This is a genomic window from Clostridium grantii DSM 8605 (assembly GCF_900129965.1).
Lineage (GTDB): Bacteria > Bacillota > Clostridia > Clostridiales > Clostridiaceae > Clostridium_AF > Clostridium_AF grantii.
In genome coordinates, this window is record NZ_FQXM01000010.1 from 114,860 (window position 1) to 139,090 (window position 24,231).

16 protein-coding genes are annotated in these 24,231 nt (G+C 30.7%); 9 read left to right on the plus strand and 7 right to left on the minus strand.

Features of this window, described 5'->3' with window-relative positions; genetic code table 11:
- Nucleotides 1-13 precede the first annotated feature (13 nt).
- Complete coding sequence (locus tag BUB83_RS10500; RefSeq protein ID WP_073338420.1) at nt 14-274, plus strand: hypothetical protein; 261 nt, start codon at nt 14-16, stop codon at nt 272-274.
- Between the two features lie 109 nt (nt 275-383).
- On the opposite strand, the gene larB is transcribed toward BUB83_RS10500, so the two are convergent.
- A complete protein-coding gene (gene larB, locus BUB83_RS10505) occupies nt 384-1,130 on the minus strand; it encodes a nickel pincer cofactor biosynthesis protein LarB (protein ID WP_073338421.1) in 747 nt (248 codons plus the stop codon).
- A 16-nt stretch (nt 1,131-1,146) separates the two neighbouring features.
- Nucleotides 1,147-1,953 carry an ATP-dependent sacrificial sulfur transferase LarE gene (gene larE / locus BUB83_RS10510; protein ID WP_073338422.1) on the minus strand — a complete coding sequence of 269 codons (807 nt, stop codon included), beginning with the start codon at nt 1,951-1,953 and terminating at the stop codon, nt 1,147-1,149.
- A 298-nt stretch (nt 1,954-2,251) separates the two neighbouring features.
- Between larE and BUB83_RS10515 the strand changes: the two genes are divergently transcribed.
- From BUB83_RS10515 to BUB83_RS10535, 5 genes are all read left to right on the plus strand, one after another.
- Nucleotides 2,252-3,403, plus strand: a complete 1,152-nt coding sequence (locus BUB83_RS10515) for a Card1-like endonuclease domain-containing protein (RefSeq protein ID WP_073338423.1) — start codon at nt 2,252-2,254, stop codon at nt 3,401-3,403.
- A gap of 23 nt (nt 3,404-3,426) precedes the next feature.
- Complete coding sequence (locus BUB83_RS10520) at nt 3,427-3,681, plus strand: TM1266 family iron-only hydrogenase system putative regulator (protein WP_073338424.1); 255 nt, start codon at nt 3,427-3,429, stop codon at nt 3,679-3,681.
- Nucleotides 3,682-3,965: 284 nt separating this feature from the next.
- A complete protein-coding gene (locus BUB83_RS10525) occupies nt 3,966-5,063 on the plus strand; it encodes a ParM/StbA family protein (RefSeq protein WP_159434074.1) in 1,098 nt (365 codons plus the stop codon).
- Nucleotides 5,064-5,083: 20 nt separating this feature from the next.
- On the plus strand, nt 5,084-5,446 hold the full coding sequence (locus tag BUB83_RS10530; protein WP_073338425.1) for a hypothetical protein: 363 nt from the start codon (nt 5,084-5,086) through the stop codon (nt 5,444-5,446).
- Between the two features lie 197 nt (nt 5,447-5,643).
- Entirely contained in the window at nt 5,644-6,597 is a 954-nt protein-coding gene (locus BUB83_RS10535) for an HD-GYP domain-containing protein (protein WP_073338426.1), read from the plus strand.
- 38 nt (nt 6,598-6,635) lie between these two features.
- Here BUB83_RS10535 and BUB83_RS10540 read toward each other — a convergent pair whose 3' ends face one another.
- Genes BUB83_RS10540 through BUB83_RS10555 form a run of 4 tightly spaced genes read right to left on the minus strand, consistent with a single transcriptional unit; the run spans nt 6,636 to nt 10,269 of the window.
- Nucleotides 6,636-7,370 (minus strand): Yip1 family protein, encoded by a 735-nt coding sequence (locus BUB83_RS10540; RefSeq protein WP_073338427.1) that lies wholly within the window; start codon nt 7,368-7,370, stop codon nt 6,636-6,638.
- A gap of 13 nt (nt 7,371-7,383) precedes the next feature.
- Nucleotides 7,384-8,703 (minus strand): ABC transporter permease, encoded by a 1,320-nt coding sequence (locus BUB83_RS10545; protein ID WP_073338428.1) that lies wholly within the window; start codon nt 8,701-8,703, stop codon nt 7,384-7,386.
- 3 nt (nt 8,704-8,706) lie between these two features.
- Nucleotides 8,707-9,537: a COG1361 family protein gene (locus BUB83_RS10550; RefSeq protein ID WP_073338429.1), complete on the minus strand. Its 831-nt coding sequence runs from the start codon at nt 9,535-9,537 to the stop codon at nt 8,707-8,709.
- A 42-nt stretch (nt 9,538-9,579) separates the two neighbouring features.
- The gene (locus BUB83_RS10555; protein ID WP_073338430.1) at nt 9,580-10,269 is read right to left on the minus strand and encodes an ABC transporter ATP-binding protein; all 690 of its coding nucleotides are present in this window, start codon (nt 10,267-10,269) and stop codon (nt 9,580-9,582) included.
- A gap of 198 nt (nt 10,270-10,467) precedes the next feature.
- Here BUB83_RS10555 and BUB83_RS10560 point away from each other — a divergent pair, with 198 nt between their 5' ends.
- A complete protein-coding gene (locus BUB83_RS10560; RefSeq protein WP_073338431.1) occupies nt 10,468-11,295 on the plus strand; it encodes a mechanosensitive ion channel family protein in 828 nt (275 codons plus the stop codon).
- A 352-nt stretch (nt 11,296-11,647) separates the two neighbouring features.
- Here the strand turns inward: BUB83_RS10560 and BUB83_RS10565 are convergent, their stop codons facing one another.
- Nucleotides 11,648-12,931: a glycosyl hydrolase family 18 protein gene (locus BUB83_RS10565; protein WP_073338432.1), complete on the minus strand. Its 1,284-nt coding sequence runs from the start codon at nt 12,929-12,931 to the stop codon at nt 11,648-11,650.
- A gap of 1,199 nt (nt 12,932-14,130) precedes the next feature.
- Between BUB83_RS10565 and BUB83_RS22315 the strand changes: the two genes are divergently transcribed.
- Both BUB83_RS22315 and BUB83_RS10575 read left to right on the plus strand, forming a co-directional pair.
- Nucleotides 14,131-14,382, plus strand: a complete 252-nt coding sequence (locus BUB83_RS22315; RefSeq protein WP_073338433.1) for a hypothetical protein — start codon at nt 14,131-14,133, stop codon at nt 14,380-14,382.
- Nucleotides 14,379-24,200, plus strand: coding sequence for an SdrD B-like domain-containing protein (locus BUB83_RS10575; protein WP_073338434.1), 9,822 nt, complete (start codon nt 14,379-14,381; stop codon nt 24,198-24,200). The genes BUB83_RS22315 and BUB83_RS10575 overlap by 4 nt, the downstream gene beginning before the upstream one ends.
- Nucleotides 24,201-24,231 lie beyond the last annotated feature (31 nt).

Genomic DNA, 24,231 nt, shown 5'->3' on the forward strand with positions numbered 1-24,231 from the left:
TTAGGAGGAAGTTATGATTAAAATATCAGGTGCTTTGATTAAGAATACAAAAATAATAGCTGAAGAAATTGTAACCTCTACAGTTGAAGGTGAATATCAAGAAAAATTAAAGGAATGCATAACAGAAATTTGTTATAAACTGGATATTGAAAAACCTTATTGGTTGCCAAGAAATTTGACGGCTTATAATAAGCACAATAAGACATTTTTTGATGAAAACAATTTTGTGGATAAGATTGATTTTGATAAGTTTATAATTGAGGAAATGGAATAGAGATAAATATAGATGGGTAAGTTGGAAAGAGGATAGATTTGTGTTTACATAAATCTATCCTCTTTAAATAAGTTTGATCCTGTGAAACCATAAGACTAAAAGGAGTAAACTACAATTTATTTATCATACTAGCTAAATATCCAGCACCAAAACCATTATCAATGTTTACAACACTAACTCCGCTAGCGCAACTATTAAGCATAGCCAGTAAAGCAGATAATCCTCCAAAATTAGCTCCATATCCTATACTTGTTGGTACTGCGATAACTGGTTTGTCTACTAAGCCGCCTAAAACACTAGCAAGAGCGCCTTCCATACCAGCAGCTACTATTACAACTTTTGCGCCTCTTATTATGTCTAATCTATCAAATAATCTATGAATTCCAGCAACACCTACATCTGAAATTGTAATAACATTATTACCTAGGATTTCAGCAGTTACTGAGGCTTCTTCAGCAACAGGTAAATCAGAAGTACCAGCAGTTACAATAGCAATATAGGTATCTGGTTTTTGAATTTCATGTTTTTTTATCACAATTGTTCTTGATAAATCATTATATATTGCTTCTGGACAAATCTCTTTTACAGCTAAATACATTTCTTTATTTGCTCTTGTTCCCAAAATATTAGAATTTTTAGTTAACATGAACTCTATTATTTTAACCACTTGATCAATAGTTTTACCCTCACAATAAATAACTTCAGGGTAACCTACTCTTAGTTCTCTATGATTATCTATTTTAGCAAAACCTAAATCTTTGAAAGGCAAGTCGGCAAGATTCTCCATTGCCTCATCGATATCAACTACGCCATTTTTTACAGATTCAAGTAAAAATTTTAAGTCATTTGAATTCATTACATACCCTCCATTATTAATTTTCTAGATCTAATATTGTTTCATTTAAACTTCCAACTCTATAGCCTTGTAAATCCATGGTTACGAACATAAAGCCAAATTCTTTGAATTTAACAGTGATTTTATCTAATAGTATTTCATCAAATAAAAGTACTCTTTTATTCCTGTTAACCTCTATTCTTGCTAAATCACCATGAGAACGAACTCGTATTTCTTTGAAACCTAAAGACATCATATATGTTTCTGCTTTTTCGATTCTTTCAAGTTCGCTATTTTTTATTTCACTTCCATAGGGAAGTCTTGATAAAAGACAAGCATAAGCAGGTTTATCCCAAGTTGGAAGGTTTAATTCCTTTGAAAAATTTCTTATATCAGCTTTAGTAAAGCTATTTTCCAATAAAGGACTCTTAATTTCTAATTCACGCAAAGCTTTTATTCCAGGTCTATAATCTTTTGTATCATCTAAATTAGTTCCATCTAGCACATAGCTAAAATTATTTTCTTTTGCATAATTTTTTATTAAAGAAAATATACCTGTTTTGCATATATAGCATCTATCCTCAGGATTAAATTTAATTGCTTCATCAAGCTGAACTTCAATAAATTCATGTTTTATATTTATATCTTTCATTAAATCTTTAGCTTCTTCAATTTCCCATTTAGGTATAAAAGGAGATACTATAGTTACGGCTCTTGCATTTTCACCTAAAGCTTCTTCACAGGCTTTTAACAAGAAGGTACTATCTACTCCCCCAGAAAAAGCAACCACAACACTTCCTAATTCTTTTAAATAATTTATAAGATTGGTATATTTATTTTGCATTTATATCCTCCGATCAACATAAGGGTTAGTCTAACTAAGTTATAGTATATTTCTGTATTGAAAACCTTGAATACAAAAAAATATCCACGAAGTCAGAGTAATGAACCTTCGTGGTTTTTTATTTAATATATTAGGAACTTTCATAGTTCCATAAATTTATTTTAATATATATAACAAAGGATGTAAAGGCTAATTTCTTGAGGCACATATAAAGTAAGAGAAATAAAATTTTGATTATTCCTAATACTAAATTTATAATAAGTATAAAAGATTAAAAATTATGAAAAGGAGGTATATTATGGAGTGTGAAACACTTATAAATATTATTGATGATTTTAACTATCACAATATAGTTGCATCTTTACAGGTTAAAGCCAAAAGTGTAGTTTTTATCTATAAAGGAAGTCGTAAAGAAAAAGAAATATTATCAGACTTAAAAACTTTCTATAATGAGAAAATGCCACAAATAAATTTTTGCTCTTGCATAATTGAAGAAGTTAATATGTTATCTTTAGAAGAAATACTAGATAATTATGATAAAAACAAAACTTTAGTTAATATTTCAGGAGGAACAAAGCTACAAAGTCTTTATTTGTATAAAGCGTCTCAGAATAAGGAGTTTAAGGCAATAGTTATTCATGAAGAAAAAGATGAAATGTTAGAAATTAAAGAAAGAGATGTTCTTTTGATTCAAGATAATTTAGAAGATTTACTAGTTTTTGATTATGTTAAAAGCAGTGGAGGTAAAATTCTTAAGGATGAATCTGAATTTGTTAAAGATGAAGGTATCAAAAAAATCATTAATTATGTATTAGAAAATTATGAAGATTGGAAAATACTAAAGAAGGTGTTTGTAAACCCCAATATCATTAAACATAGTGAAAGTAACCCCTATTTGATTAATATAAGCCTATCTTCAAGCAATAACTATGAAAAAAATATTTTAACTAAATTTGTAAATCATATGAATAAAGAAAAAATTACAAAAGAAATTAATAGGAATAAAAACTTAATAACTTTAAAATTTAATACCAGAGAGATAAAAAATTTTTTATTTAAGACAGGTTCATGGTTAGAGGTATTGACTCATGAAATTGTAAATGATATTAATAGTATAAAGGATGTTAAAAGTGGTGTGGTTTTTTTGTGGGATGAAAATAATCACCATGTGAAGAATGAGATTGATGTACTAGCAACCTCAGCAGAAAAATTATTTTATATTTCTTGTAAAGATACTTCTCATTATGATGAAGATACATTAAATGAGCTTTATGTTTATAGTAAAAAAATTGGAGGGGAACAAGTTAAAAAAATATTGGTAACTACATCAGATCCTAACAAAACAAGCACCTTTTCTAGGGCAAAAGAAATGGATATAGAAATTGTGATTTTTAAGGGGAATATGCAGGATTTCAAAAACAAATTAAAAAAAGCTATAGAAGAGAATTAGAATATAGCTAGATGGGGGAGTTTATGAAGAAGATAGCAGTACTAGGAGCAGTACTAGAGAATCCAAAAGAAAGTAGCCAAAAATTTAATGAAATATTGGCGAATTTCAAAGGTATCATAAAAGGAAGAATGGGAATACCCTTTGAAGAAGAAGATATGTCAGTTATATCTATAATTGTAACGGGCACATTGGACCAAATAAATAGTTTGACAGGAAAATTAGGAAATATAAATGGTGTAACAGTTAAAACATCTATTTCAAAAAAAGAAGTGAACTAGGCATTAGAATATATTAGATAATAGAAAATAAAACGAAAAAGCAAGGGCATATTCTATAGGAATCCCACTGTGAAACTTAATTTATACTTGTACAAAATCTCCACGTTTATAGGAGTTTTGGACACGTATAAATTAATAGTTGAACTGGGATACCTATAAATATAAGCTTTTGCTTTTTTTTGTGTTTTTACATAAAATGTATTTACTAATTTATTCCAATAGATTATAATGTAATAAATTGGGATTAAAGTTATTATGGTACAAAACCTTAGGAGGAGAAATTGATGGGAAATTCAAATGTTAGCACAAATTCAAATGTTAGTACAAATTCAAATGTTGGTTTAAAAACTCAACTTGCTGGTAATTTTACAGTACAAGTTATTGATGATGGGTATGCAGATACTAAATCAAAATCAGAGGACTCAACTATGTTTATTACACCTTCCTATGTAACAGCATGGAGGCCTTATTATGATAAAGATAGCGATTTGAAACAATCACCTAAAAGTAATTTAAGTAGGATAGAGACTGAGGTAAATGGAACAAAATTTTTAGTTGGTGAATGTGCGGTAAAACAAGATAGAGCACTTCAATGGAATGGAGCTTTGGATAAACATAATGATACATCTTTTGATGTTTTATTAAAAACACATCTCGCATTGATGGCAGACAAGCCTATGAGCAGAGTTAAGTTAGTTATGGGATTACCAGTAAAAGCTTGTTTGGATCAAGAAAGAATAGAAAAAATGAAAGCTAGAATTATTAGACAACATGAAGTATCTATGAAATTATATGGAATGAAAGATTATGAGAATAAAATAATAAAAATTGAGGATTTAATTATCAAAGCACAACCACATGGTACATTATGTGACCTTATATTAGATAACAAAGGGGAAATTATTAATAAAGAACTAGCTAGAAAAGTTAATGCTATTTCAGACATAGGAGGGAAAACACATAACTTGTACTTAGTAGATACGTTAGAACCTTTATCAGATTATTGTGATACTAAAAATAGTGGTATGTATACAGCATATATGTGGATAAAGGATTATATAGAACAGGAATTACATTTAAGTGTAGCAGATGGACAAATACAGTATATCGTTGCGGCAGGACAAATAAAAGGATATGATTTAACCCCTATTATAAAAAAAGCTTATTCTACTTTGGCAAAAAGAATTATTTTAGAGATACAAACTGTATGGGCAGATGCATTTCCTTTTATAGATAATTACATATTTACAGGCGGAGGGTCTGCAGCTTTAAGACCTTATCTTGAAGAAGAATTTAAAAATGCAATTTTTTTAAGCCGAACTCAAAACCCATCTGGTTTATTTAAACAAGGAATTAGAAGATGGAAACGGACTGTAGGGTAAAAAGCAAAAGGAGGAAGATTATGCAAATATCCCTTTACATTGGAAATAAAAGAAAGAAAGATAGGATAGTTAATAAAGAGCTATTTAAGTTTACAGAAGGAGATAGAAGTTCTAGGATAAAGGATTTGATCTTAAAAGGATTAATATTTGAAGGTAATAAGGATATAGATGAAGAACTTTTAGATATAAGATACATGATGGGATTAAATGTAGAAGTTAAAACAGTTAAAAATACTAAGAATGCTTTTAAAGTTAGTACTGAAGAAGAAATAAAAGGAAAAATCAGCGTTGAAAATTTAAAGGAAATACAACCTGATTTTAAAGACATCAAAATCCAAAATTCCAGTTTGTTGAATGATACTGATTTGGAAAAAAGAATATAGTCAAAAAGGCAGATTAATTAAATCTGCCTTACCCTATAAGGATTAAATAACCTGAAACAGAATAAAGCATATTCATGCAGATTATAATTAACCATTAAATAGAATACCCAATTTTTTTGACCTCTATTCAAAAAAAAGAAAAATATATGATATAATTAATATAATATTTTATGACGTAATGTTTAGGGAGTTAAATAATGAAGATAACTAATAGGGTTATTTTATCAACTGCAATTATTTTGTTAGTAAATATTATTAGTGTTCCAATAGCTACCATTATAGGAGTAAAAATAATTCAACACAATATAGATAGTAAGGAAATTATAAATATAATAAAAATAATATATCCCATTGTAGCAGTAATATTGATTTTAAATATAATGGTTATAGTTGTAGTATTTTCAAACTTAATAAAAAAAATGAGGAATCTTACTAAGGCAACTAAAGAAAGATTAGATTTTATATCTCAAGGGAACTATAATTTTAGAATGGATTATACAGGATATGAGGAGTTTGATAGTACTAATAAATATATAAATAAACTTGTTGATGAAGTAGAGAATAAAATAGCAGACCTTCAGCAAAGTACTTTTGCTACTATTGATTTACTTACAGCAACATTAGAAGCTAAGGATCCTTATACTAAAGGGCATTCTGTAAGGGTTGCTGAGTATTCATTTAGAATTTGTAAGGAAATGGTATTGGACGATAGATATACTGAAAAATTAGTACATTCTGCATTATTACATGATATTGGGAAAATTGGAGTTCATGAAGATATTTTAAATAAGCCATCTAGATTATCAAATGATGAGTATGACAAGGTGAAACAGCATCCAGTAATAGCTGCACAAATTTTGTCAGAATATGATGCTTTTAAAGATTTAAATGAAATCGTTATAGCTCATCATGAAAGATATGATGGAGAAGGGTATCCTAATGGATTAAAAGAAAAAGAAATTCCTTTAGGTGCTAGAATACTAGCTGTGGCAGATACTTTTGATGCTGTGACCTCAGATAGAGTCTATAGAAAAGGAATGTCTTTAGAGGAAGCAAAGAAAATATTAATAGAAGAAAAAGGAAATCAATTTGATCCTTATATAGTAGATGCTTTCTTGCGTATAGTAGATGATATAAAACTTGACAATTAAAAAAGGAATGCTGAATTAGTTATTCAGCATTCCTTTTTTTATCTCATGGCACTTGATGCAGCTGTAAGTGCAAAGCCTCCTAAAGTTAGAGCAAGTCCTATTAGGAATATAATCAAAACAACTGCAAAACTTTTCTTTTTTGAAATTTTAAAAACAACAGAAATACCTATTACTAAAAGTATATAATACCATACTTGAAAGATATCATAATTGGCAGTTAAAGTGGAAATTAAAGATGGAGTTTCTAAACTACTTGGACCAATAGCATTTTTAGTAATAAGCATATAAACTATTTTAACTAGCATACCTGTTGCAGAAGCATAGCTTGCTAATAAAAATGTGGAAACCATATTAGAATAACTACCTTCTCCTTTGAATAATTTTGTTAGAGCCCAGTAAATTAGTGAAAGAAAGAATACTGATATTACAAAGCCTAGTGCTGAAGTGATTCCAGATAAGATTGGACTAGTCGCAAATTTAGATATACTTGTTGCTACACCAGCTGATTGAGCATCTAAGCCACTTAAGGATTCATTCATAAGTTCTTCTATTTGGGGTTTCAATATTATAGAATTAACTATGTTATAAATTACGGTGATGATACAAAGGATTAAAAAATTAATTCCGTAAGAGGGCTTGTCAATTTTAGTTTTAAATAGTAAAGATGGTTTTGTAAAAAAATAAGTGATTTTTTCTGATAAAGTGGCACTTTTAAAATCCATTTCCTTTTCTAAAACTTCAATGCTTTCATTTTTAAATTCATTATTATCCATAATGACCTCCTAATTATTCATCTTTTATTGAACTTATTACATCAAGTTTAGCTGCTTTATTAGCAGGATATAAACCTGATAGAAAACCTATTAGTGTAGCAAATAATAATACAAATAATATTAAACCTAGACTTTCAGTGGCTATTTTTATATTCTCAGTACTACCACTGGTAGCTAATTTAGCGTTAAGAATTACATTGATGAGCAAATTAATAAGAGAGCCTATAGCTACACCTATTAATCCACCTACAAATCCAATTGCACTTGCTTCTCCTAAGAAAATAGCTTTAATATTTTTTATACTGGCGCCAATTACTTTCATTATTCCAATCTCTTTTTTTCTTTCATAAATAGCCATATTCATGGTATTTACTATTCCAAAAGCAGCAACAAGTAAAGAGATACTTCCCAAAGCAGCTAAAATAAGTTTCACTCCATTAAGTACAGAACCGATAGATTTCTGCATTTCTTGAAGGGATTGAAAAACATAGCCGGACTCCTTTAAATAATTTTGAGCATCCTCTATAAAGGATTGATCCTTAACAAATAAGTTTATCATAGAATACCCGTTATCTTTGATGTAATTATTAGAACCACTAGCTTTTTCAATTAAAGGAAGTAATGTGTTCAAAGGCATTTTTATAGAATAACCATCACTATAATTATCACTGGAAATTCCAGTTATTTTAAAATTATAAGTTAGATATTCTTGTGTTTCTTCGTTAGAACCTGAAGAATCATTATTTAATGCAGCTTGTTTTAAAAGTTTTAATTTTATTTTTTTTCTAAGAAGAGTTTCAAGTTCTTCATCAGTTACTTTATTTGGGTTTTCAGGATTTATAATTTGTTTTGCAACAAAATAGCCTAAGATTATTTCGTTTTTACCTTGAGTAGGAATTTTTCCAAACTTTATAGAATCCTCACTTATATATTTCATATTTGAACCTGTTAAAGAGACAGAGTCACTGGAAAACTTTTTGTATTCCAGGGAACCATTATAATTTATTATAGGGTCCACATATTTAGCAAAATCAAGATTTGATAAACTTTTTACATGCTTATCATCTAGCTTCTCACTTGAATCCATTGATAATGGATTGAATCCAGAATTTGAATTATTATCAGGTTTTTGATAGTAATAAATGTTTATGGTGTTTACATCACCTAAAGAGCCTAATTGGTCTGTTATGTATTTTTCAAAACCGTTACCTATAGAAACAATAACAAAAATGGCAAAGCTACCAATTATTACACCTATCATTGTGAAGATAGTTCTTGCTCTTCTTCTCCACATATTGTTCCATATAATTTCTAACAAATCTTTGAAACTCATTATTTAGTTACCAAGTCCAAAAATTGCTTTAAAGAAACTACCTATTTTTGAAAAAAATCCTTTTTTCTCTTCAGTTTTGGAGTTTTCTTCAATTGATTCATCAGGTAGGTCTATTTTAAAAGCTTTAGAGACTTTGCCTTCTCTATTCATTTCATCGGTGAAGCTTATTTCTACAATACCATTCACATCTACATTTAATGGAATTTCTAGATCCATAGTATCTTGTTCGCCTACATCTAAGTCACCATAAAATTGAGTTGACTCTTCTCCATTTGTAGAAAGTTTTATCATCACATTACTTAAAAGGCTTTTACCGGAGTTAACGAATTCAACATTTGAATCATCAGAAGAATCGTTATTAGGAAGATTTAAATTAGAAATAATTAAGTTGGCTTTGTTTTCTATAAGCAAACCAATGGTTTTATTCTCATCATAAACAGCACTTCTATCTTTTTCTTTAAAACTTACAGTAACTACCAAATTATAAGTTCCAACTGTTAAATTAGGGCTTGTTATTAAATTAATTGATTTAGTCAAGGATTCTCCTTTTTTTATAGTTCCTATAAAAAGTTCATTTGTAGATTCCACAGGGGAAAATCCTTCTAAAGTTTCTTTCCCTTCTATATTTTTAAGAGTAATAAAAACATTTTCTAGATCTCTATCACCGTTGTTTTTTAAAGCAAACTCTAGTGAAAATTTTTCGCCAGGATGAAGTTCTGTAGGGATTGTACTAATTTTTTCTACTAATAATTTTGTTTGAGTAGCTTCAGCTTGGAAAAAGGGTATAAAAGCAAATAGTAAAATCAAAATTAAAAAAGAAGCAATTTTTTTCATTTATTGTTATCCTCCTTGTAATTAAACTTTAATAAGCTTGAATTATATAGAATTTTTATCAATACTAGTTATAAATCCATCTACCATATTTATAACTCTGTCAGCATATTCAGTTACTTGTTTTGAATGAGTTACTACAACAAAAGTTTTTTTGCTTTCAACATTCAATTCTTTTAAAATTTCTAGTATTTCTGTGCTTGTTTTACTGTCTAAATTTCCAGTGGGTTCATCTGCTAAAATAATTTCAGGATTATTAACTAAAGCTCTTGCAATGGACACTCTTTGTTGTTGTCCTCCTGATAATTCGCTAGGTTTATGATTTGCTCTATCAGCTAAACCAACTCGTTCAATCATATTTAAAGCCATGATTTTTCTGGTTTTCTTGGGTATTCCACTAAAGATAAGGGGACGCTCCACGTTTTCTAAAGCTGTTAATTGGGGTAATAGATTATATGATTGAAAAATAAAGCCTATATTATCTCTGCGAAATAAAGCTAATTGATTTTCATTTAAGCCTATCAATTTTTTGCCGTTTATTTCTATTTCACCAGATGAAGGAGGCATTAAACCACCTATAATATTTAGTAAGGTTGATTTTCCTGAACCAGATTCACCTACTATAGCTACGAATTCGCCTTTTTCAACTTCAAGAGAAATGCCTTTTAAAATTTTTACACCAACCTTTCCTAATTTGAAATTTTTCACTATGTTTTTTGTTTCTATAAGAGACACAATTTCACCACACTTTCACCTTAAATGGATAAAAATTCATATAAAGATATTATATCACAGTAAATAAATAAAAATTGACAAAATAGTAACAAAAGGTTATTTAAAATATTCTTCTATAAAGGAAGCTTGTTTACTTAAAAACTGTAATACCTTATAATAAAAAAAGATACTAATAATTTTTATAACGGAGGAGATAAAATGGAAGAACTTAATGAGATTTGGCAATCAACTTATGTAAAGGTGTTTAATACTATTATTGATAAAGCATTTGACATAATAGTAGCTTTTATAATTTTAATTATTGGATTCAAAATAATTAAAATATTGATGAAGATGTTTAAAAGGTTTTTAATTAAAATTAAAATTGATGAATCGCTATATAAGTATTTAATTAATATAAGTGAGGTAGGTTTAAAGATTTTACTAATAGTTGTGTTGGTAAATCAAATTGGGTTTGATACTGCGCCATTTGTAGCAGTATTGGGTACAGCAGGACTAGCTATAGGATTAGCTTTACAAGGAAGTTTATCTAATTTTGCAGGAGGGGTTTTAATACTTTTATTTAAACCTTTTAAAGTGGGAGATTTTATTGAAGCACAAGGATATCAAGGGACAGTCAATGAAATATCGATTTTTTATACAAATTTAAATACTGTGGATAATAAAAAAATAATTATTCCTAATGGAAATCTTTCAAATAGCAGTTGTATAAATTATTCTGCAAATGATAAAAGAAGAGTTGACATTACTTTTTCTGTAGGATATGAATCAGATATATCAAAAGTTAAACAGGTTATCAAAAACATAGTCTATAGCCATGAATTAATTTTAAAGGACCCAGAACCGATTATTAGAATGATTAAACATGATGAAAGTTCTATAAATTTTACTACAAGGGTATGGTGTAATACTGAGAATTATTGGGATATTTATTTTGATTTAATGGAGCAGGTTAAAACTGAATTTGATAAAGAGGGTATAAATATACCTTATCCTCATATGAATATTACTATGATAAATAATTAATTTTTGGTATAATTTAAGAGGCATAAAAACTATAAGTATTGACTTAGAAAATATTTATAAAGTCATATGGATAGAAGAAGACTTAGAATCAGACTTTATTGGAAACTATAGAAAATTGTTAGGAGTTATTTCTTTTAAGAATTATAGGTATAATTTATGGGATGTGAAGATAGCGGAAAGCATGAAGTAAATTTTTTGTTTTTCTATAAAGAAATAATTCTCTTTTATGCAATAGAAAACTATAGTAGCCATTGTAGAACAATATATACTAACTTATAAAACATAAAAAAGTTCTACAATAATAACTAATACTAAAAAAGGAGCATAAGCTCCTTTTTTAGTATATAAAAATTTAAATTGTTTTCTTTACAATGAAATTATCTTTTATTAACAACCAATTCTGAGGGAAATCTCTTCCTAATACCCAATAGAAAAATCCTTTTATACCTAGTTTTTTTACTAGGTCAAATTTGGCTTGTATACTACGAGCATCTTCAAACCAAACCTCATGTTTTTTCTTATTCTCATCATAATAATTAAAATAAGGGGATTGTGATATAGTATCATATTCTATGGAAACATTATATTTTTTAGCTAACAGAATAGCATCTTGGGGACCAATGGATTTTGCCCAACGTCCACCTTTTACATAAGGTAGAGTCCAATCATATCCGTAAAGTGGGATTCCCATCATTATTTTATCTTTGGGTACTTCAGTTAAAGCATATTGAAGAACTTGTTCCACTTTATTTATAGGAGAAACTGCCATAGGTGGACCGCCTGACCAACCCCATTCATAGGTCATAAAGAAAATGAAATCAACTATTTCCCCATTAGCTTTATAATCATGACCTTCATATAGAGTACCCTTTTGGTCAGCTGAAATTTTAGGAGCTAGAGCAGTGGAAATAAAATAATTATTTTCTTTTAATTTGTTTTTTGCTTTTCTTAAGAAAGCATTATATCTTTCTTTATTTTCAATTCCTAAATATTCAAAGTCAAAATCTAATCCTTGGTAGCCCTTTTTTTTCATTATTTTTATTGATTCATTCAATAGTTTGTCTTGAAGAATAGGATTTGTTAGTATATCTGTAGCTAGTTCTGGGGTGAAGGTTCCATTCTCAAAATTAGATAAAACCATTAAAGGGAGTGCTCCTTGTCTATAAGTGGAATTAATAGAGGAGGTATCATCAGTAGGAGTAAGAGTTCCATCTCTATTTGCAGCATAGGTAAAAATATTAACATAAGTTAAATTTTCAGCTACTTTATCTACTTCTTTACCAGATCTAACTCCTGTTATTTTAGGGTCTACATAACCAGCGGTATTAATCTGAAATCTTGGTTTTGCAGGTATATATAATCTTGTTCCTATGCCAAGAAAAAAAGGATTTATAATTCCGTTTATTCGCATAAGCTCAAAAGGGGATATATCATAAAGTATACCTATAGAATATAATGTTTCGCCTTTTTTTACAAAATGATATTGGCCCCAAATAGGAACAACTAAAGTTTGTCCGATTACTAAACTACTAGGATTAGGTATGTTGTTTTCAGCTATGAGTTGATCTAAAGGAAAACTATACATTTTTGAAATTGACCATAGAGTATCTCCTGATTTAACTACATGTATTTGCAAAAGGTTCATCTCCTTCAAAATTGTTTGTAATTTTAATTTTCAATTATAGTACTAGTATATGATTAAAAAGCTTTTCTGTAACAACAGAAAATAATAGATACTTACTGTATATTTATTGATAAAGATTATTAGTTAAAGTATAATATAATTACAATATATATCAAAAACCAATTAAATTTTACAAATTGACTTATGAATTGACAAAGCGTTGATAAGTATATATATTGTTTTAATATTTAATATTCTAGTTTGTTAAGCATTAAAAATATAATAACAAGGAGGGGATAAGCTGAAAATAGATATTTAAATTTGAAAGGGGAATTATAAATGAAAAATAATATTATATTAGAAAGAAGAGTTTCATTTAAATTAGGTAAAAATTTCGAAAGTGCGGGCTGTTACTATATAACTGTATAATTAATATATTAAACTACAGGAAAGTGGTGGATTAATAAACTTGATAAGAGAAGAATTTGACTAAATATTAATCCAACTCTATAACAGAATTGCTTGGTGGAAAACTAAGCCACTTTTAATACCTCAATTAAAAGGTGTGTCTGAGCCACTGCATGCAAAAGTTGATAGCACATTCTTTTGTATGAAGCCAGTTAAGGACGTAATTTGACTCTTTAAAAGAGAAAATAATGCGGGACTCCAAGTAGGTGAATAAGGCTAGTTAGCGAATCCTTGTTTAAGCACAGGTATTAGTATTAAAAGTTATACTAATATAAGAAATCAAATACTTTTTTCGATGGTATTTGATACTTAAGGATGAAATGCCTTAAGTTTATAAGAATAATTAGAGGTATTAAACTTATAAATCTTAATTGTGTAAAGAGGAAGCCTAAGTTTACTGAAAAAGGGATATGTTATAGGGAACAGTCGAGAGCTAGTAACTAGAAGAGGAATGCTATTTCTATTGAGGCTAGTGAAAGCAGTCAGCGGGTTCATAGTAGTGTTGATGGTATGCCGAGAATACTTTAAAGGAAACTTTGGGGGAGGGTAAAACATACAGGAGCGAAGGAGCCTAGCCGAATTTAAAACTATGTTTGAATAAGTTTGTTTATATTTAAATATAGTAGAACTTCTTTATATAAAGCTAATTGGATTAAGAATTATCCTTTAATAAATTCTTAATACCCAATACTAGATGGAGAGTTAGCTGTGTATAAATAAATTCAAGTTCGGTGGCACGCCGTATGCGTTTAAAGGCGCATGTACGGTGTAGAGTGGGGGAAAATCTAGAGATAAGATCAAAGGATTACCTATCACTATTAAATACCTATTTAATGAGCACTTCAAGTAAAATAATTAATGGATTAATAAGTAAAGATGAAAATCTTTTTCTTCAACCTAATGAGTTTTTAAAACCAGATGCAAGGGGAAAACCCAGTAATAATACTGATTTTATAAAACAAACATTAAGGGAGAAGGAGGAGATGATTTTATGAGAAAAAAGAAAAGTTTTAAAGCAATTACTTTATTTTTAGTCTTAACTATGGTAATGACTTTAGACCTCCCAGGAGTATTTAGTGTTATTGCTAAAGCTGCAGATGTTAATTTATCTTTAGAAAAGTTTGTGAGCAAAAGCAGTGTTTATACAGGGGAAAATTTTATTTATACTCTTAAATATAATAATCCTAATATTTTAACAAACGCAAATAATGTGGTTTTGACTGATATTTTGGATGATAAACTAGAGTATGTGTCCTCTGATAAAACTTTAGACGTAGAAACAGTAACAGTTTCTGAACAAGATGGACATGAGGTGGTTACATTTCAATTTAAAGAACCATTAAAAGCGGGAACTACTGGCATACTAAAGATAGTTGCAAAATTTAAATCAGGGGTAACTTTAGATGAAATAGACGGAATAGCAAATAGGGCTTCCAATATAGCAACAATTAAGCCAGACAATGGAGAAGAAGTTTTAAGTAATGAGGTTATAGTTACACCTAAATTAAATGAACCAAATTGGAGTTTATCAAAAGCAAAAATAGTTCCAACCTCTACACCAGCAATTGATCAACCTATTACCTATGAAATTAATGTAGTTGCTAATAGTGGAACAGGTCAGTTGAATTTAAATGATATCAGAGTTGAAGACACGATTCCAGTGGGATCAGAGTATATATCATCAACTAGTGGTGGCTCTTATGAGGATGGGGTAGTAACTTGGAATATTGATGAACTAAATGTTGGTGAATCTAAAAAGTTATATGTAACAATTAAATACCCATCAATAGATTCGGAAGGCAGTCCTTTATTTACAACTGATGATGAAGTTACTAACAATGTTTCAGCGCTTGTGAAACAATTTGGTAGCGATGAAGATTTGCCTTTAAAGACTACAGCTACCACACATGGATTTTCTGAGGCTACAATTTTAGCAGGTGATTTTACTAAATCAGGGAGACAATCGGATGATAGGTATTCCCTAGGACAAACTGCTAAATTTTATTTAAGCTCCATTGAAAATACTGGTAATATACCACTAGATAGTATAACTATTGAGGACCAGATCCCAGACAAAATCAAACTCTCTAGTATTACCACAGGTAGTTATAGTAGTGATGTAAATGTGGAAATTCAGTATAAAACAAATGAAAATGATTATGCTCAGTGGACAGGAAGTCCTTTTACAGCACCAAATGATACCACGCTTCAAGTCTCTTCTTTAAACCTAGGAGCGGATGAGTATATAACAGATGTAAGATGGACGCTAACAAGTACAACTGTAGAAGATGGAATACCAGCGGGCTTTAGTGAAATTAATGATATAAAAGTATTTGGAACCTTTCAAAATGCTGTTATTGGAGACACAATTACAAATGATGCAGTTTTGACAGCTAAGTTAGATGGCGAACCAGATATAGTTAAAAATTCATCAAAAGATATAAGTATAATTGAAGAATTGCCATGGCTAAAGCCAACTAAGTCAGTTAAAAATGGACAAACATCTTTTAATTATACTGATGAAGTTGAATATGTGCTAAGAATTGAAAATAATTCTTTAGCAACTGGAAACTATATCAATCCAATAGGGGTAGATACATTACCACCAGAATTAGAGAATGCTGAAATAACAGGATGGGATAAAGGAAACAGTGATATTACTAGTGCTCCAGTAACTGATATTTCAAGTAAAACTATTGATGGAAAAGATTATAGTGTATTAAAATGGAATTTTACAGGAGAACTAAAACCAGGTCAATATGTAGAAGTTTATTACAAAGCAACTATCAAAGACTTAACAGAAGTAGGTTATATAACTAATGATTTTTATATAACTACAAACGACCAAAATGAGTTTGAAAATCCTGCATCAGAGTTATTGGATGATTCAAATGATTTAGACGGAGATACTTCTTTAACTGATAAACTTGTAAAAACTAGTAACAGTATCTTTGTAAAATTTATAGGAAGTATAATTGCTAAAAAGTTAGTAAAAGGTGAGTTGGATACTGATTGGGGCTACTTTGGTAAAGATGAAGGATATGGAGAAACCTTACCAGGGGGTATTGCTGATTATAGAATAGAAGTCACCAATACAGGAGCCAATGGGCCTATATCAAATCTAGTAGTAATAGATGTATTACCTTATGCAGGGGATACAGGAGTTATAGATTCTACAGATAGAGAAAGTCAATGGAGACCTTATTTAGTAAATGAAATTACAGGGGAGAATGGTGCAACACTTCCAGAAGGTATTAAAGTTTACTATAGTACAAATGCTAATCCTTCTAAGGAAGAATTAAGAGATCCTGAAAATAAAACAGGATTGGCATCTGATGAATGGTCTGAAACTCCGCCTGATGATATTACATCAGTTAGAGCACTTAAATTTTATTTCGAAGATTTAGTGCTTGAGGCTGAGGATAAAGTAATTATTGAGTGGCCTATGAGAGCACCAGTAGAAGCACCACAGGGTGAAGTGGCATGGAATTCATTTGGATATGGAGCTACCTATGAAGATTTAGGAGAGCAAGAACCATTTCTACCTTCAGAACCTATAAAAGTTGGATTTCAAGTTCAACCATACAATACAGGGACGTATAGTCTTGGTAATTATGTATGGGAAGATATGAATAAAGATGGAATTCAAAATGATGGGGAACCTGGCATAGATGGAGTTCTAGTTAACTTGTATGATGAAGCGGGAACAACACTTCTAAAGTACAGTAGAACAGGACAAGATCATAACGGAAATTCAGGATATTACCAATTCCCTGATCTTGCGGCTGGAAATTATGTTGTAGAGTTTGTTTATCCTAAGGAATATGAAGTTACACCTAAAAATAGTGGTACAGATACAACCTTAGATTCTGATATTGATGAAACTAAAATTGTAGACTATACCGACAATGGTGTAGTTAAAAATTCAATTAAAACAGATGTAATTGCATTAAATGCAGACAATTTTTCTATTGATGCAGGACTTTACAAGTTAGCCACTCTTGGAGACAGGGTCTGGAATGATAAAGATACTGATGGTATTCAAGATAGTGGAGAATCAGGGATTGCAGTTATTACGGTTACGCTTTTGGATGAATATGGTAATAATGCAAAATATGGAGATGGATCTGATGTTTTAGTTACAACAACTGATGTAGATGGAAACTATAAGTTTGAAAACTTGGAACCAGGAAATTATAAAGTTAAGTTTTCTAACCCTAATGGTGGAGACTATAAATTTACAACAGTTAATGTTGGAAGTGATTTAACAGATAGTGATGCTATAGCAGAACCAGATGGTTCATCAGCAACTACAGCAATTATAAATTTAGAATCTGGAGAAGAAGATTTAACTGTAGATGCAGGTATGTATTTGGGGAGACTTGGAGATAAAGTATGGAATGATTTGGATGCAGATGGTATTCAAGATAGTGGAGAAAGTGGTATTTCAGGAGTAACGGTTAATCTTTATATTGATGGAGAAACTGATGTTTATAAAACCACAACCACAAATTCTAGTGGAGTATATTTATTTGATGAATTATTACCAAATGATTATGTTGTGGAGTTTGTGAAACCTGGAGCTTACAACAAATATAGTCCTAAGAATATAGGTGCAGACGTAACAAAGGATAGTGATGCTGATATAAGTAATGGGAAAACAGATACTATTACATTAGCAGCAGGAGAAAGAAATCTAACTATTGATGCTGGAATGTATAAATTTGCATCAATTGGGGATTATGTATGGAATGATTTAAACGGAAATGGGATACAAGAAACAGGAGAATCTGGAGTTGCAGGTGTTGTAGTACAACTTCAAGATAATACTGGTACCCCAGTAATTGTGGATGGAAATGGCGACGCTATATTAGATTTTACAACTGCAGTAGATGGGAAGTATTCTTTTTCAAACTTAGACCCAGGACAATATAAATTAAAGTTTATTTTGCCTGATGATGAATTTATTTTTAGTCCTAAGGATGCAACAGGTAATTCTCTAGATAGCGATGTTCAGGTTGATAGTGTAGACTTAACTATAGGTACAACTATAACAACTACATTGATATCGGGTGAAAATGATTTGAGTTGGGATGCAGGTGCCCATAGAGCTATCCTAGGTGATTATGTTTGGCATGACTTAGACGCTGATGGGATTCAAGATTCAGGAGAAGTGGGCATAGCTGGAATAACTATTACTTTGTTAGATGGAAGTGGAAATCCAGCTAAATATGCGGATGGAAGCGATGTACCAGCTACAACTACGGATTCTAATGGTAAGTATGAATTTAATAATTTACCTTCTGGGGATTATATAGTTCATTTTGACCAACCAACAGGATATTACTTTCCACAGAAAGATCAAACTTCTGACGGAGCTGACAGTGATGCTGATACAGTAACAGGGAATACAACTATTATTACCTTAGGTAAAGGCGAAATAGACAAAACTAATGATGCAGGGTTATATATGCCTGCAAGTATAGGCAACTATCTATGGGAAGATAAAAATGCTAACGGAATACAAGACGATGGTGAAACTGGAATAAATGGAGCTACAGTTGAGCTATTTAAAGAAGGAGAAAGCACTACAATAACTACTACAACTGCAGATGTAGATGGAAAACCAGGATACTATAAATTTGAAGATTTAGTTCCAGAGGATTACCATATAAAATTTACACTGCCTGATGGATTTGATTCCTTTACAACTCAAGATGTAGGAACAGATAACTCAGTTGATAGTGACACAAACACAACAACCTTTGAAACAGCTGCTGAAACTTTAACATCAGGAGAAGATAATACTACTTATGATGCTGGAGTATACAAATTTGTTTCAATAGGAGATAGAGTTTGGGAAGATTTAGACTTAGATGGAGTTCAAGATGATGGAGAACCGAACTTTGAGAATGTTAACGTAAAATTGTATAAAAAGAGTGGTTCTGACTGGAATTTCCTTGAAGAACAAGATACAGATGCTAATGGTAACTATCTATTTGATAAGCTATCACCTGGAGAGTATAAAGTGGAATTTGTTTCTCCAAATGGATATACCTTCACACTTAAAAGTCAAGAAAATGATATTGAAAAAGATAGTGATGTGTATAAAGCTGATGGTTTAACAGACTCCATAGTATTAGCTTCTGGAGATAATAATCTTTCAATAGATGCAGGATTATATGAACTTGCCACCATTGGAAATAGAGTTTGGGATGATGAAGATGGTAATGGAATTCAGGATGATGGAGAACTTGGGATAGAAGGAGTAGAAGTTAAACTTTACAATTCTTCTAATGTATTACAAGCTTCAACAACTACGAATGTTTTGGGACTATATACATTTGAAAATGTAGAACCTGGAGATTATTATTTGGAATTTTCTAAACCTAGTAACTATGCAGTAACTACAATAGATAGTGGATATACTGATGATACAAATGATAGTGATGTAGATGAATCCACTATGAAAACTGTTGTTACAACTTTAAATTCAGGAGAAGTTGATTTGAGTTGGGACATGGGATTATTTAAAATGTCTTCCATTAGTGATTATGTATGGGAAGATTTGAATGCAGATGGGATTCAAGATTCAGGAGAATCAGCTTTAGAGGGAGTCACAGTTAATTTATATGATTCAGATAATAATTTAGTAGCAACAAAAACCACTGGTTCAGATGGTAAATATATTTTTGAAGATTTAAAATTTGGAGATTATTATGTTGAATTTATATTGGATGGCTATGTTATAAGTCCAAAAAAAGCTGGAAGTAACACAGCAAAAGATAGTAATGCAAATACAAATGGGAAAACAGATGTTATTTCACTAGGAATTGATGAACATATAACTACTATAGACGCAGGACTTTATCAGCTAGCAGCTTTAGGTGATAAAGTATGGGAAGATATAGATGGTGATGGAATTCAAGATGCAGGTGAAGCTGGAGTACCAGGTGTTTATGTAAGATTACTTAATAATTTAGGTACAAGCACTAAAAGTACAACCACTGATGCAAGCGGAAATTATTCCTTTGAAGGATTGATTCCTGGAACTTATTCAGTAGAATTTGTAGAAGTAGATGGATATGATTTTACTACAGCAAATAACACACTAGATAACTCTAAAGATTCCGATGCTAATATTAGTGATGGAAAAACTGAATCAGTTACCTTGAAGTCAGGAGATAATTATACCGCTCTTGATGCTGGAATATACAAGCCAGTTTCCATAGGAGATTTTGTATGGGAAGATAAGAACGGCAACAATATTCAAGATGATGGCGAGCTAGGAATCAAGAATGCGCTTGTAAAATTGTTAGATAGTAATGGAAATGAAGTTTTAAATACTTTAACAGATGAAAATGGAAAGTATTTATTTGAAGGACTAAAACCAGATACTTACAGCATACAATTTTTAAAACCAGCAGGATCAACTTATGAGATTGTGGATAAAGATAGTGGAAGTGATGATGGAAAAGATAGTGATGCAAGTGCTACTGATGGAAAAACTTCAACTGTAACATTAGATTCTGGAGAAAGTAATATGACCTTTGATGCAGGATTTTATAAGAGTGTAAAACTTGGGGATTACGTTTGGACAGATGCTAATGGAAATGGAACTCAAGATGCAGGTGAAACTCCAGTTAAAGATGTAGTAGTAAATTTACTAGACAAAGATGGAAATTTTTTAGCTACAACAACTACTGATGATGAAGGAAAATATGAATTCTCTAATTTGAAACCCGGGGATTATATAGTAGTTTTTGAAAAACCAGAAGGAACTTACTTCACATCAAAAGACAGTTCAGACACAGATGGAAATGACAGTGATGCAGATGAAATTACAGGAAGAGCAACAGTGACACTGACATCAGGAAATAATAATTTAACTGTAGATGCTGGAATATTCACTCCTAATATCCAAATAGAGAAAACTGTTTATGCAGGTCATGATGGAGGAAAAGGAACTGGAGAAGAACTAGTTGTAGGACAAAAAGGAACTGAAATCACTTATATATTCAAAGTTACTAATGAGGGAGAAGCTTATTTAAATGATATTCAGATAACAGATTCATTATTAGGCATAGACAAATTCCACATGACATTAATAAGTGGAACAGAACCTTTAGAACCAGGAGCAAGCTTAACTTACTACTATGAATCTACCATAGATGGGGATTTAACAAATACAGCGGCTACAACAGGAACGCCATCTGATGAGAGTGGTACAGAAATAATAAATGCTGCAAAACCTACTGATGATGATATTGCTGAAGTAGATGAGAAAAAACCAGGAATAAATATTGAAAAAACAGTTTATGCTGGACACAACTCAGGAGTTGGAGTAGGTACAGAGTTTGTAGTTGGACAAGATGGTACAAAAATAACTTATTTATTTGAAATAACAAATACAGGAGATACTTATCTAAATGATATAAAAGTAGTAGATGATAATCTTGGAATTAATAGAGCTGATATGGTTTCCTTAAGTGGAACAGAGCCACTAGCCCCAGGAGAGTCAATGATTTTCTATTACGAAACAACATTAGATAATGATTTACTAAACACAGCGACTACAGAGGGAACTCCAGTATATGAAGATGGTAGTGAATTACCTAATGTAGATAAACCAACAGATGATAACACTGCTGAAACTGATAAAGTAGACCCAGCTATAGAAATTGAAAAAACAGTTTATGCTGGACACGATTCAGGAGTTGGAGTGGGTACAGAATTTGTAATTGGACAAGATGGTACTAAAATAACTTACCTATTCAAAATTACAAATAAAGGGGATACTTATCTAAATGATATAAAAGTAGTGGATGACAATCTTTCAATTAATAGAAGTGACATGACACTATTAAGTGGTGCAGAGCCTTTAGCACCAGGGGAATCAATGATTTTCTACTATGAAACAACATTAGATAATGATCTAGTAAACACAGCCAGTACAGAAGGAACGCCAGTATATGAAGATGGCAGTGAGGTTCCTAACGTAGATAAACCAACAGATGATAACACAGCTGAAACTGACAAAGTAGCGCCAGCTATTCAAATTGAAAAAACAGTTTATGCTGGTTACAATGAAGGAAAAGGCACAGATAGTGAGCTTGTAATAGGTCAAAAGGGAACTAAAGTAACTTATTTATTTAAAGTTACAAACCTAGGTGACACTTATTTGAAGGATATCACTATAAATGACGATGATCTAGGAATAGATAGAAGTAAAATGACAGTAATAAGTGGAACAGAGCCACTAGCACCAAATGCAAGCATGACTTTCTACTATGAGACAACAATAGAGAATGACTTGATAAATATAGCAAATACAGAAGGAGTTCCATCAGATGCTTCAGGAAATAATATTCCAAATGTAGATAATCCTACAGATGCAGATACAGCAGAAGTTGATGAAAGAACACCAGCAATAAAAGTAGAAAAGAAAGTTTATGAAGGCAAGTATGCAGCAAGTTACAGTGGCGAAGAAAAAGTTTCTATAAAAACAGGTAAAGATGTAACTTATCTATTTGTGGTAACAAATGAAGGGGATACTTACTTAAATAATATAAGTATTGTGGATGCTAACTTAAGTATCGATAGAAGCAATATGACAAAAGTAAGTGGAGAAGAACCTTTAGCACCTGGAGACAGTATGGTTTTCTATTATGAGACAACTGTAAAAAACAATTTATTGAATACAGTAGAAACAGAGGGAACTCCATCGGATGAAACAGGTATAACCTTACCGAATATAGGCAATCCTTCAGATGATGATACTGCAGAAGTAGAAGCTTTAGGAGAAATCGGAGATTTTGTATGGCATGATAAAAACTTTGATGGGGTACAAGATCTTGATGAAGAAGGCTTTGGGACAATAAAAGTTATTTTGACAGATGCAGTAGGAAATAAAAGAGAAACATTAACTGATAAGAATGGTAAGTATTTATTCGATAATCTTCCAAAGGGAGAATATACTATAACAATAGATACTACTACTCTTCCAGAAAAAATCAAAGGAACTTATGAATTAGATGGTAAAATAGACAACTTGGTAAAAGTGAACTTAAATGACGGAGAACTAATTCGTAATATAGACTTTGGATATGTAAAAACAGCTTCAGTAGGTGACTATGTTTGGGTTGACACCAATGGAAATGGAGTTCAAGAAGATAATGAAGAAGCAATAGCTAACGTAAAAGTTATTATTACTGATTCAAAAAGTAATAAGGTTGAAGTAAGCACAGACAAAAATGGGAAATACTTTTTTGATAATTTAATCCCAGGAAAATATACAATAAGTGTAGACAAAACAACACTACCTTTAAATCTAAAAGCAAGCTATGAATTTGATAAAACCCTTAATAATAATGTGGAAGTAGACTTAAATGAAGGGGATATTCAATTACAGATTGATTTTGGATATAAGAAAGTAGAAGTTATTAAAGAAGAACATGAAACGAAACAGGATAAGAAAGTTTCAGGTAAAGTTAAGGACACTGTTGTATATGTAAAAGAACAACCTAAGAATGGGTATGTAGAAGTATTTCAAAATGCTTGGACTTATACACCAAAGAGTGGCTACTATGGCGGAGATAGTTTTACCTTAATTATTGAAGATGAGAATGGAAATTTTTCTGAGCTTATTATTGATATACCAGTTGAAAAAACGGCAATTAGCTCAGCAAACTTATTACCTAAAACAGGCTCTAGTATAGACTTCTTAGTATTGATCATATTTGGATCATTAATAGCATTATTGGGAGCAGTTTTTATAGTAAGAAATAAACGAGATAAGAAAAAGTCAGAATAAAATTATTAATTCAAGCTTGAACAAATTTGAG

Bases quoted from the DNA above. Each gene is read 5' to 3' on its own strand.
- BUB83_RS10560 (WP_073338431.1), top strand. From the start codon at position 10,468: ATGGAAGAACTTAATGAGATTTGGCAATCAACTTATGTAAAGGTGTTT.
- BUB83_RS10520 (WP_073338424.1), top strand. From the start codon at position 3,427: ATGAAGAAGATAGCAGTACTAGGAGCAGTACTAGAGAATCCAAAAGAA.
- BUB83_RS10540 (WP_073338427.1), bottom strand. From the start codon at position 7,370: ATGGATAATAATGAATTTAAAAATGAAAGCATTGAAGTTTTAGAAAAG.
- BUB83_RS10525 (WP_159434074.1), top strand. From the start codon at position 3,966: ATGGGAAATTCAAATGTTAGCACAAATTCAAATGTTAGTACAAATTCA.
- BUB83_RS10535 (WP_073338426.1), top strand. From the start codon at position 5,644: ATGAAGATAACTAATAGGGTTATTTTATCAACTGCAATTATTTTGTTA.
- BUB83_RS10500 (WP_073338420.1), top strand. From the start codon at position 14: ATGATTAAAATATCAGGTGCTTTGATTAAGAATACAAAAATAATAGCT.
- larE (WP_073338422.1), bottom strand. From the start codon at position 1,953: ATGCAAAATAAATATACCAATCTTATAAATTATTTAAAAGAATTAGGA.
- BUB83_RS10575 (WP_073338434.1), top strand. From the start codon at position 14,379: ATGAGAAAAAAGAAAAGTTTTAAAGCAATTACTTTATTTTTAGTCTTA.
- BUB83_RS10530 (WP_073338425.1), top strand. From the start codon at position 5,084: ATGCAAATATCCCTTTACATTGGAAATAAAAGAAAGAAAGATAGGATA.
- BUB83_RS22315 (WP_073338433.1), top strand. From the start codon at position 14,131: ATGCGTTTAAAGGCGCATGTACGGTGTAGAGTGGGGGAAAATCTAGAG.
- BUB83_RS10515 (WP_073338423.1), top strand. From the start codon at position 2,252: ATGGAGTGTGAAACACTTATAAATATTATTGATGATTTTAACTATCAC.
- BUB83_RS10550 (WP_073338429.1), bottom strand. From the start codon at position 9,537: ATGAAAAAAATTGCTTCTTTTTTAATTTTGATTTTACTATTTGCTTTT.
- BUB83_RS10545 (WP_073338428.1), bottom strand. From the start codon at position 8,703: ATGAGTTTCAAAGATTTGTTAGAAATTATATGGAACAATATGTGGAGA.
- larB (WP_073338421.1), bottom strand. From the start codon at position 1,130: ATGAATTCAAATGACTTAAAATTTTTACTTGAATCTGTAAAAAATGGC.